This is a genomic window from Desulfovibrionales bacterium, assembly GCA_028715605.1.
GTDB lineage: Bacteria > Desulfobacterota > QYQD01 > QYQD01 > QYQD01 > QYQD01.
In genome coordinates, this window is the sequence record JAQURM010000024.1 from 1 (window position 1) to 10,804 (window position 10,804).

At 53.7% G+C, this 10,804-nt stretch carries 6 protein-coding genes; all 6 read left to right on the forward strand.

The window, feature by feature from the left end; genetic code table 11:
* Positions 1–88 precede the first annotated feature (88 nt).
* The 6 genes from PHT49_12205 (at position 89) to PHT49_12230 (ending at position 10,282) form a co-directional block, all read left to right on the forward strand.
* Entirely contained in the window at positions 89–1,036 is a 948-nt protein-coding gene (locus PHT49_12205) for an acetyl-CoA decarbonylase/synthase complex subunit delta (GenBank protein ID MDD5452647.1), read from the forward strand.
* A gap of 31 nt (positions 1,037–1,067) precedes the next feature.
* Positions 1,068–3,272 (forward strand): acetyl-CoA decarbonylase/synthase complex subunit alpha/beta, encoded by a 2,205-nt coding sequence (acsB, locus tag PHT49_12210; GenBank protein ID MDD5452648.1) that lies wholly within the window; start codon positions 1,068–1,070, stop codon positions 3,270–3,272.
* Positions 3,273–3,402: 130 nt separating this feature from the next.
* On the forward strand, positions 3,403–4,749 hold the full coding sequence (gene acsC / locus PHT49_12215; GenBank protein ID MDD5452649.1) for an acetyl-CoA decarbonylase/synthase complex subunit gamma: 1,347 nt from the start codon (positions 3,403–3,405) through the stop codon (positions 4,747–4,749).
* Positions 4,750–4,849: 100 nt separating this feature from the next.
* Positions 4,850–5,743, forward strand: coding sequence for a dihydropteroate synthase (locus tag PHT49_12220; protein ID MDD5452650.1), 894 nt, complete (start codon positions 4,850–4,852; stop codon positions 5,741–5,743).
* Positions 5,744–5,785: 42 nt separating this feature from the next.
* Entirely contained in the window at positions 5,786–9,904 is a 4,119-nt protein-coding gene (fdhF, locus tag PHT49_12225; protein MDD5452651.1) for a formate dehydrogenase subunit alpha, read from the forward strand.
* 54 nt (positions 9,905–9,958) lie between these two features.
* Complete coding sequence (locus tag PHT49_12230) at positions 9,959–10,282, forward strand: ArsR family transcriptional regulator (protein ID MDD5452652.1); 324 nt, start codon at positions 9,959–9,961, stop codon at positions 10,280–10,282.
* The last annotated feature ends 522 nt before the right edge of the window (positions 10,283–10,804 follow it).

Sequence of the window (10,804 nt, forward strand, 5' to 3'; positions counted from 1 at the left end):
TCAGCGTTCAGCAACAAGGCAAAAAGAGACTTGTTTTGGACCTGAGCTGACAGCTGACCGCTGACAGCTACTGTAAGGAGGGAAAGGAATGGCTTTAGAGATACCAAAGGTTTCTTATTCAGGGAAAATAAGAGAGATTGTTTTGGGTAAGGGGGATAAGGCGATCACGGTAGGTGGTGGGACCTCTTATCCTTTTTATCTTTTTGAGGGCCAGATGCCTTTAAAACCACGTATCGCCATGGAGGTTTATGACAGCCCGCCCGAAGACTGGGCGCCTAAGGCCCTGGAGCCTTTTGCCGACGTGGTTTCAGACCCGGCGGCCTGGGCCAGGAAATGCGCGGATACCTACGGCGCGGAGATGATTGCCCTTCAGTTGGTCAGTACAGACCCCAACGGCGAGAACCGTTCCGCAGAAGAGGCGGCCGCATTGACCAAAAAGGTAGCCGAAGCCGTGGCTGTCCCGCTCATCGTATGGGGATGCAATAATGCGGAGAAAGATATGGAGGTGTTACGAAAGATAGCCGAGGATTGCGCGGGACGGAATTTGATGATCGGCCCGGTGACCGAGGCCAATTATAAACAGATCGGTGCTGTGGCCATTGGATATGAACACACGGTTATTGCCTCGACTCCTATCGATATAAATCTGGCCAAACAGCTCAACATCCTGCTTGGCAACCTGGGTGTGCCGGACGGACGCATCCTCATCGATCCGACCACCGGCGCCCTTGGATACGGATTGGAATATGGCTACTCGGTCATGGAACGTATTCGGATGGCAGCTCTAACCCAGGAAGACGAGCGGTTACAGTTCCCGATGATCTGTAATCTGGGCAAAGAGATATGGAAGACCAAGGAGGCCAAACAGAGCCGGGATGAGGCTCCCAAACTGGGTGATCCGGCAAAGCGGGGTGTGCTTATGGAAGCCGTGACGGCGCAGCTGCTTTTACTGGCCGGGGCGGATATTTTAATCATGAGGCATCCAGAGTCTATTGCGCTTATAAAAGATATGATCAGTGACCTGACAGCCGGATAAGAGATTACAAGATAAACAGGGGGGACTTAAGGTGTCTAAGATTATTTGCTCAGCGGCGATTAGGGGCGCCCACAACATTGTGGAAAAGGCCGAACAGAAGTATCAGGAGGCGCTGGATAAGTGGGGACCGGACCATGCGGTGGGTTTTCCGAATACCGCATACTATCTTCCCATCATATACGGCATTCTCGGAATACCGGTGTCCAAGTTGGGGGATGTAAGACCGGTACTGGAAAAATGCCGATCGTTGCTTCCACCGCTCGTCAGCGAGAAGGTCTGGTTGCCGTATCTGGCTCCGACGCTGGAGGCCGGCATGGCCACCTTCTTCGCCGAGGAGATTATTGAGGCGATTCGGTATCTGGAATACCCGGATTTCTATACGAAACAGGAAGATCCGGTAGACGGCAATATCTGGCTCGGCGCCGCGGATGATATCATTCTGCGCAAGCGGGGCGTAGAGTTTGTCGACGGCACGGCTCCGGGATTCGCGGCCATCCTGGGTGCGCCTCCGACCAAGGAGATCGCTGCCGAGATAGCGAAGGAACTCCAGGAAAAGAATCTGTACGTTTTTATGTGCGCGGAGAACAACGGCGTGAGGATGTCGGAGCAGCTGGTCGAGGCGGGTGTACAGATCGGTTGGCCCACACGGCTTGTCTCTTTCGGGCCCGACTACACGGCCACAGTCTTTGCTATGGGTTTTGCCACCCGCGCCGCCATGTCCTTCGGCGGCATCAAACCGGGTGACTTCCGCGGCAACCTCATCTACAACAAGAACCGTATATTCGCTTTTGCCATGCCCTTGGGGCCGGTGTCCGACGAATGGTACGCCAATGCCGCCGGGGCGATAAACTGGGGCTTCCCCGCCATAGCCGACACCCCGATACCCGAGATCCTGCCCACCGGTATCTGCACATACGAACACGTGGTCAGCAACGTGCCCCACAGTGAGATTGTGCAGCGGGCCGTAGAAGTGAGGGGCTTGAAGGTTACCGTGTCCAAGATAGACATACCGGTATCCTATGGCCCGGCCTTTGAGGGTGAGCGGATCCGGAAAGATGACCTCTATCTGGAATGCGGCGGAGGTAAGACCAAAGGCGTTGAACTGACGGTAAGCCGGGATATGGATGAGGTGGAAGATGGTCATGTGGAGATGATCGGTCCGGATCTGGACCAGATCAAGGATGGTTCGAAGCTTCCCTTCGCCATGCTCATAGAAGTGGCGGGACGCCAGATGCAGGAGGATTTCGAGCCCATTCTGGAGCGGCAGATTCACCATCTGGTCAACTACGCTGAAGGCATCATGCACATCGGGCAGCGCGCCATCATGTGGCTTCGCGTTGGAAAGGCAGCCGTGGGGAAGGGGTTCCGGCTGAAGCACCTGGGAACGATAATGCATGCCAAGTACCACCAGGAATTCGGTGCGATCTGCGACAAGGTGCAGGTCAAGATATACACTGAAGAGGCCAAGGTGGACGAAGTACTGGCGTTGGCACGGAAGGTATACGCGGCACGCGACAAGAGAGTCGATCGCATGACTGACGAGACGGAGGAGACATTCTATTCCTGTACCCTGTGTCAGTCCTTTGCCCCTAGCCATGTCTGCATCATTACCCCGGAGCGGACCGGGATGTGCGGCGCTTATAACTGGCTGGATGGCAAGGCGTCGTATGAGATCAACCCTACCGGCCCCAATCAACCTATTGTCAAGGGGGAATGCATAGATCCGGTCCTTGGCAAATGGAAGGGCACGGATGCATTTATTTTTAAGGCCTCCCGGCAGAAGGTCTCGACGGCCAGCGCTTACAGTCTCGTCCACGATCCGATGACGGCCTGCGGCTGTTTTGAATGCATCGCCACCATCTTACCCCTTTGTAACGGGGTGATGATCGTCAACCGTGATTATCTGGGCATGACGCCGAGTGGTATGAAATTCACCACTATGGCCGGTATGGTGGGCGGCGGGGAGGTTACCCCGGGCTTTTTGGGTGTAAGCAAGCACTATATTGCCAGCCGTAAGTTTATCCTGGCCGAGGGCGGGTTGAAGCGTGTTGTGTGGATGCCGCAGATGTTGAAGAAGGAGTTGGAAGATAAATTAAGAAAGCGGGGAGAAGAACTGGGTATCCCAAACTTGATTGATATGATCGCTGATGAGACAAAGGGTGCTACGGAGGAAGAGCTTCTTCCCTTCCTGGAAGAGGCCGGACATCCGGCGCTCACCATGGAATCTATACTTTAAAAAGACAGCTTTCAGCGCTCAGCTATCAGCGTTCAGCAGAATGAAAAACAGCGGCCTTGGTTGTTTTGCTCTGAAGCTGACGGCTGAAAGCTGAATGCTGAAAGCCGCGAGATAGAAAGGAGATTTTAGAATGGCATTAAGTGGTATAGAGATATTTAAGAAATTACCCAAGAAGAACTGTGGCGAATGCGGGGTTCCCACCTGTCTGGCCTTTGCCATGAAACTGGCTACCGGTCAGGCCGAATTGGCTGCCTGTCCTTATGTCTCGGACGATGTGAGGGCAGAGATAGATGAGGCCTCGGCGCCGCCTATCCGCACCTTGACTATTGGTACGGGAGACCGTGCGGTTAAACTGGGCGGTGAGACGGTGATGTTCAGGCATGAGAAGAGGTTTGAGAACCCTCCGGGTCTGGCCCTTATGCTTTCCGATACCATGGATGACTCCGTAGTAAATGAAAGGCTTTCTAAATTTGGAGACCTGGAATTTGAACGGGTGGGATTGATCCTGCGTCCGCAGATGCTGGCCCTCAAAGAAGAATCCGGAGACGCCGGTAAGTTTGCCGCTTTTGTAAAGCGGGTGATTGATCAGATGGATGCCGCTATTATCCTGATGAGCGATAGGCCGGAGGTTATTTCTGAGGCCCTAAAAGTCAGCAAGGATAAGAAGCCCCTTATCTATGCAGCAACCAAGGATACGGCGGAGGTTATGGGCAGCCTGGCCAAAGAGTCGGCCTGCCCTCTGGCGGTAAAAGGCTCCGGCCTGGATGAGGTCATGGCTGTTACAGATAAGCTTCTGGGGATGGGGCTTAAAGACTTGGTGATAGACAGCCAGCCGGCGAACGTTAAGAAGGCCCTGGAGGATCAGGTAGTCATTCGGCGTTCGGCCTTGGTCAAGAAGGTTAAACAAGTGGGATTCCCTACCATTACCTTCCCTGGCCGGTTGACGGAGAGCAAGATGAAGGAAGCCCTGATCGCCTCGATGCTTATTGCCAAGTATGCAGGGATTATTGTCCTTTCAGAGATGGAAGGCCATAACGTATTTCCACTTCTTCTGGACAGCTTGAATATCTATACCGACCCGCAGCGTCCTATGGCCGTAGAGGAAAAGGTCTATGAGATTGGAGGCCCCAGGGAAGATTCGCCGGTTTTGATCACATCCAATTTCTCTTTGACTTACTTTATCGTTTCCGGCGAAGTGGAGTCCAGCCGGGTGCCGGCCTGGTTGCTGATCAAAGACACAGAAGGTCTGTCCGTCCTCACGGCCTGGGCAGCAGGTAAGTTTGCCGCTGATACCGTAGCTGTGCTTGTCAAGAAGTCCGGCATAGCCGATCGGGTGAAACACCGTAAGCTGGTTATCCCTGGTTACCTTGCGGGCATGAGCGGTGAACTGGAAGAGGAACTGCCGGATTGGCAGATATTGGTTGGCCCCCGTGAGGCGGCCCACCTGTCGGCGTATCTTAAGCAGTGGAGCGCATAAACGACAGACAGTTTCAAGTTCCAATAGTTTCAATAGTTCCAAGACCGATCGTTGTTTTTTCGGTGAACGGTAATCGGAAAACAGTGAACGTCATTTTTGAGTGGAGGATAATATGGCTGTTTGTGTGGCGGAAAACATCAATATTATGTCGAAGACCATCGGTGCGGCTATAAAGGGACGCGATGCCAAGCCGATCCAGGATATGGCCCGGGAGCTCACTAAAGCCGGGGCGGATTATCTTGATCTCAACATCGGTCCGGCCCGTAAGGGCGGCGATGAGACTATGGATTGGCTGGTTAAGACCGTATGTGAGGTGACGGACTTGCCGCTTTCCCTGGATACCAGCAATCCAGCCGCTATTGAGGCCGGTCTAAAGGCCAATCCGGGTAAATCCCTTATAAACTCAATTTCTCTGCAGCCGGAACGGCTGGAGGCCTTTTTGCCTATGGCGGGGAAGTACAATGCCGATATGATCGGCCTTCTCTGGAGTCAGGAAGGTATGCCGCGGGATGCCAATGAGCGGGCGGCCCACTGCGTGGATATTATCTACAAGGCCAATGAGGCCGGTATTCCTACAGAAAAGATATGGATAGACCCCATAGCCACGCCAATAAGCATGGATGTCAACCAGGTGCTGGCCGGCCTGGAATTTATGTCCATGCTTTCGGAGATCGCCCCGGGTGCCAAATCCATCGTCGGCCTTTCCAATATCTCGAACGGGGCTCCGCACGAACTGAGACCTCATATCAACCGTTGTTACCTCGTAATGCTCATGAAATACGGTATTTACTCGGCCATCGTAGATGGTTATGATGTGGAATTGTTAACCATTGCCAAGGGGGGGATGACCGGAATAGTCAATCTCGTACATGGCATGATGGATGGAAATGAGCCTGATCCCAAGGGCCTTGGTCCAAAAGAACTTGAGTACTATAAGACAGCGCGGGTCCTTATGGGAAAGACGCTCTATTCTCACTCCTGGCTGACAGTGTAATTTTTAAAAGCATATACCTGAATAATATTGTACGTATAAGGTATGCCCGAAGTAACCTTAACCATTGATGGCCGAAAAGTAACTGTCGAGAAAGGAACCACCATCCTGGAGGCAGCCCGCAGGGCTGCCATCCAGATTTCCACCCTTTGCTACCTGCCCCAATTCAAAAAACCCCCGGCCTCCTGCCGAATGTGTGTCGTGGAGGTCGAAGGTAAAGACAAACTCATCGCTTCCTGTGCTACTCCGGTCTCTGAGGGCATGGTGGTAGCCACCCATACCGAAAAAGTAAAGACCGCCCGCCGGGTCATCCTGGAACTCCTGTTTTCTGAACATTATGGCGACTGCGTGGCGCCATGTTCTCTGGCCTGCCCCGCCAATATTGATATCCAGGGGTATATTGCCCATATTGCGGCCGGGAGATACCTTGAGGCCCTGGAGCTGATTAAGGAGAAAAATCCCCTGCCCCTTTCGGTAGGGCGGGTCTGCCCCCGATTTTGTGAATCGCGCTGCCGCCGGAATCTTGTAGACGGCAGTGTGGCGATAAACCATCTGAAGAGGTTTGCAGCCGACTATGGACTTGCGCACAAGGAGTCCATTCCCGCGCTTCAGCGACCATCTACCGATCACCGGGTGGCCGTGATCGGAGGCGGGCCGGCCGGGCTGACTGCCGCATACTATCTGGCCCGCAAGGGACACCAGGTGACCATACTCGAGGCCATGCCTGCCTTGGGCGGGATGCTTCGTTACGGCATCCCGGAGTACCGCTTGCCTAAAAAAATATTGGATGCCGAGATACAATTTATCCTTGACTTGGGCGTTGAGGTCAGGATCGGCCGGAGATGGGGCAAGGATTTTTCTCTGGAGAGCCTGAAACAGGAAGGGTTCGAGTCCATATTCATCGGTATAGGGGCGTGGAAGAGCCGTCCCATGGGCGTCGAAGGTGAAGATCTCCCCGGAGTCTTTTCCGGCATCGATTTTCTCCGCAGGTTTGCTGAAGGTGAGAAGGTTCAGGTAGGATCAAGGGTGGCTGTAATCGGCGGGGGCAATACCGCCATTGACGCCGCGCGCACCTGTCTCAGGATGGGGGCGAATGAGGTGATTATAGTTTACCGCCGGTCACGGATGGAGATGCCGGCCAGCCACCGCGAGATCAAAGAGGCGGAGGACGAGGGTGTTAAATTTTTCCTGATGGCGGCCCCAATCAGGATTACTCCGGGCGATGGGTTCCTTGATCTCGAGGTTCAGAGGATGAAACTTGGGGAACCGGATCAGAGCGGCCGGAGGCGTCCCGTGCCTGTCACCGGGTCTGAAAGTGTAATACGGGTAGATAGTGTTATCGCAGCCATCGGCCAGTCGGTAGAGATCGGAAAATGTCATGCCGAGGGTCTGACCGAAGGGTTGGGGCTTACCCGCGGGAACACTATCGAGGCGGCCTCCGGTACTCTTGTCACCAATCTAGAGGGGATATTTGCCGGAGGCGATGCGGTCAGCGGACCGCGCACTGTTGTCGAGGCCATAACTCAAGGCCGAAAAGCAGCCGATGCCATTCATACGTACTTGACCGAACGGAGAACAGAGTCGCCGCGTATCCCGTTTAATATCACTAAAGGCGAATTTTTTGAAGACGTCGATCTGCGGAACTTCGAAGAGGTGCCCCCGCGTTCCAGGCATAAGATGCCGATACGTCACCCCAAGACCCTGTTGGGTGACTTTGGCGAGCTAGAGACGGGTTATACTAAAGAGATGGCGGTGGAAGAGGCGGAGCGTTGCCTGGCGTGCGGGTGTCATGCCGTGGACAAATGCATTATTCGACGGGAGGCCCCTCAATATGATGTTGATCTTTCTCATTACGGGATCGGCACCCGCCTCAACTATAAGGTGGACCGCAGCCATCCTTTCATAACCATTGACCGGAATAAATGTGTGCTTTGCCGGCGTTGTAAGAATGTCTGTGAATATGAGGCCATCAACTTAGAAGAAGGCGAACTGGAAACCCTTGACCAGTTACGGGCGATTTCTCTGACTATTAATGACAACTGCGTGTTCTGCGGCCTCTGCGCCGATAATTGTCCGACCGGGGCCCTGGTCAAGAAGGAAACAGAACAATCCCTGGCCGGAGAGCTTAGGCAGGTGAGGACTGTCTGCCCGTATTGCGGCACAGGTTGTAACCTGATCCTCAATATCCGTGGGGAAAAGCTGGTAGAAGTAAGCTCTGATCCGGGTTTTATTCCCAATCAAGGACACCTCTGCGTAAAAGGGCGCTTCGGGCATGATTTTATCAAACATCCGGACCGGATTACTACACCTATGATACGGAGGGACGGCGAACTTCAGGCCTGCAGTTGGGATGAGGCCCTGGAGCTTATTGCCGATAGACTTAAGGAACTCAAAGAGGCGTATGGAGCGGAGAGTCTGGGGGTACTCTGCTCGGCTAAATGTACTAATGAAGAAAACTATCTGATGCAAAAGCTGGCCCGGGCCGTCTTTGGCACGAATAATATAGACCACTGCGCCCGGCTCTGACACTCCTCCACGGTAGCCGGTCTGGCTGCCGCATTCGGCAGCGGGGCCATGACCAATTCCATCCAGGACCTGGAGAAGGCCGACGTTATCCTGCTTACCGGCAGCAATACCACAGAGAACCACCCGATTATCAGCCTTCATATTATAAACGCGGTTACCCGGTTGCGTAAAAAGCTTATCGTGGTTGACCCCCGCGTGATCAAGATGACGCAGTATGCGGATATTTATCTCCGGCCCCGGCCGGGTACGGATATAGCCTGGTTAAATGGGTTGGCCCATATCATTATTAAAGAGGGGCTATGGGATAAGGATTACGTTCAGGAGCGGACCGAAGGCTTCGAGGCCTTTGTCCAAACCGTGGAGAAATACACCCCTGAACTGGTGCAGATGATCACCGGGATACCGGCGGGAGACCTCAAGAAAGCCGCCAGTCTCTACGCGCAGGCGGGGCGGGCGGCCATCGTCTATTGCATGGGTATTACGCAGCACCGGAGCGGCACGGACAATGTAAAGGCTATTGCCAATCTGGCCATGTTGTGCGGTAATGTAGGGATTGAAGGGGGCGGGGTGAATCCGTTGCGCGGGCAGAATAACGTCCAGGGCGCTTGTGACATGGGGGCCTTACCGGACAAGCTCCCCGGATATCAAAGCATTGCCGATGCAGCCGTCAGGCGGAAATTTGAGGAGGCCTGGGATGCCCGGCTGCCCGGGGAACCCGGTCTTACGGCCACGGAGATGATAAAACAGGCCGGCGAGGGGAAGATAAAGGGCCTTTACATTATGGGTGAGAACCCCATGATAAGCGACCCGGATCTTAATCACGTCCGATCGGCTCTGGAAAAGCTTGAATTACTTGTGGTGCAGGATATCTTTCTTACCCGGACCGCCAGGCTGGCTGATGTGGTCTTGCCGGCGGCAAGTTACGCAGAGAAAGAGGGCACTTTTACCAATACGGAGAGGCGCGTACAGAGGGTCAGACAGGCCCTTTCAACTCCGGGGCAAAGCAGACCGGATTGGAAAATTATCTGCGACCTGTCGGCAAAGATGGGATACGAGATGCCCTATCAGTCGCCGGAAGAGATCATGGAGGAAATAGCCAGCCTGACGCCTATCTATGGGGGCATTTATTACGATCGTCTGGAAGAGACGGGGATTCAGTGGCCCTGCCCAACCCTGGACCATCCCGGTACGCCGGTCTTGCATTGCAATGGTTTTACCCGCGGGAAAGGTCTATTCCACGCGCTGGAAGTGATCCCGGCCAGCGAGATGCCGGATGACGATTATCCTTTTTTACTCTCTACCGGACGGGTACTCTATCACTACAATAGCGGCACCATGAGCCGCCGCGCTGAAGGTCTAAACAAGATGTACCCGGAGGTTATGGTAGAAATGAACCCCATTGACGCCTTTGCCCTGAACATTGATGACCATTCTCCGGTCCGTATTACCTCAAGGCGGGGTGACATAACGGTGCGGGTGGCGCTTACGGAGATGTGCCAGCGGGGTACGGTATTTTTGCCTTTCCACTTCCGGGAGGCCGCCGCCAACCTCCTTACCAATCCCGGGGTTGACCCGGTCTCCAAGATACCGGAATATAAAATCTGCGCCGTGCGGATCAGGCCGGTTCATGAGATGTAGCCTTTTTATTTGATCCTGGTCAGGATCTCCTCGCCAAATTTATCGGCGGCCCAAATGAAGACAAGACCAAAAGAACCTTTTGTCCCGCCGGAAAAGCATGACACCACCCGGCAGGAAATAATTTCTGTTCTCAGGGGGCGAACCCTCTCAGCGCGGGAGATATCGGCAGAGGTAAGGATTTCTGAAAAAGAGGTTGTTTATCATCTGGAGCATATCCGGATGGCAACGCAGAAGAGCGGCGAGCAGTTGCTCATAATCTCTGCCACATGTAAAAGGTGCGGTTTTGAGTTCAAAAAGAGGGAGCGAATGAGTAAACCCGGCAAATGTCCGATCTGTCGTAGCCAACAGATTCAGGAGCCGTTTTTTTCCATTAGCTGATATCTCTCCGGGGTAGATATCCAGCCATCTAGTAGGGTGGGCTTTGCCCACCATCATTGTATCGTCTTTCATTCTCCACAATATCCGCGCGAATTTCTGCCGGTGTTACACCCCAGTCCGGAGAGTACATCCCTTTGTCAACATAACGATGAAATGTCGAATACGGCCAGTCCTTCGTGCATCTACAATACGATGCTTTACCGGGAAGTGATTTCCCGTAACAGTGCCCTCGATTCCTCCAGACAAAGAGCCGGCTGCCGTTGGTACGTAACCACCGTGAAAAAATATGTATTTCTCTCCCATGCCCTTCGCTAATTCGGCATTTCATGTGACCCGTATCCACAACATATTGTCAGCGGTTTTGGTGGGTTCAGCCCACCCTACATGGCTGAAGGAACACCGGATGCGCCCAGGCGGGCTTGTCTTGGCATGGGTTCTATTTCGCAATTAGGCTTTCCTTTTTCAACTTACTTTCTTACCAGCGTTATATATTGAAGCATCCAGAAGTTACACCCCCAATGG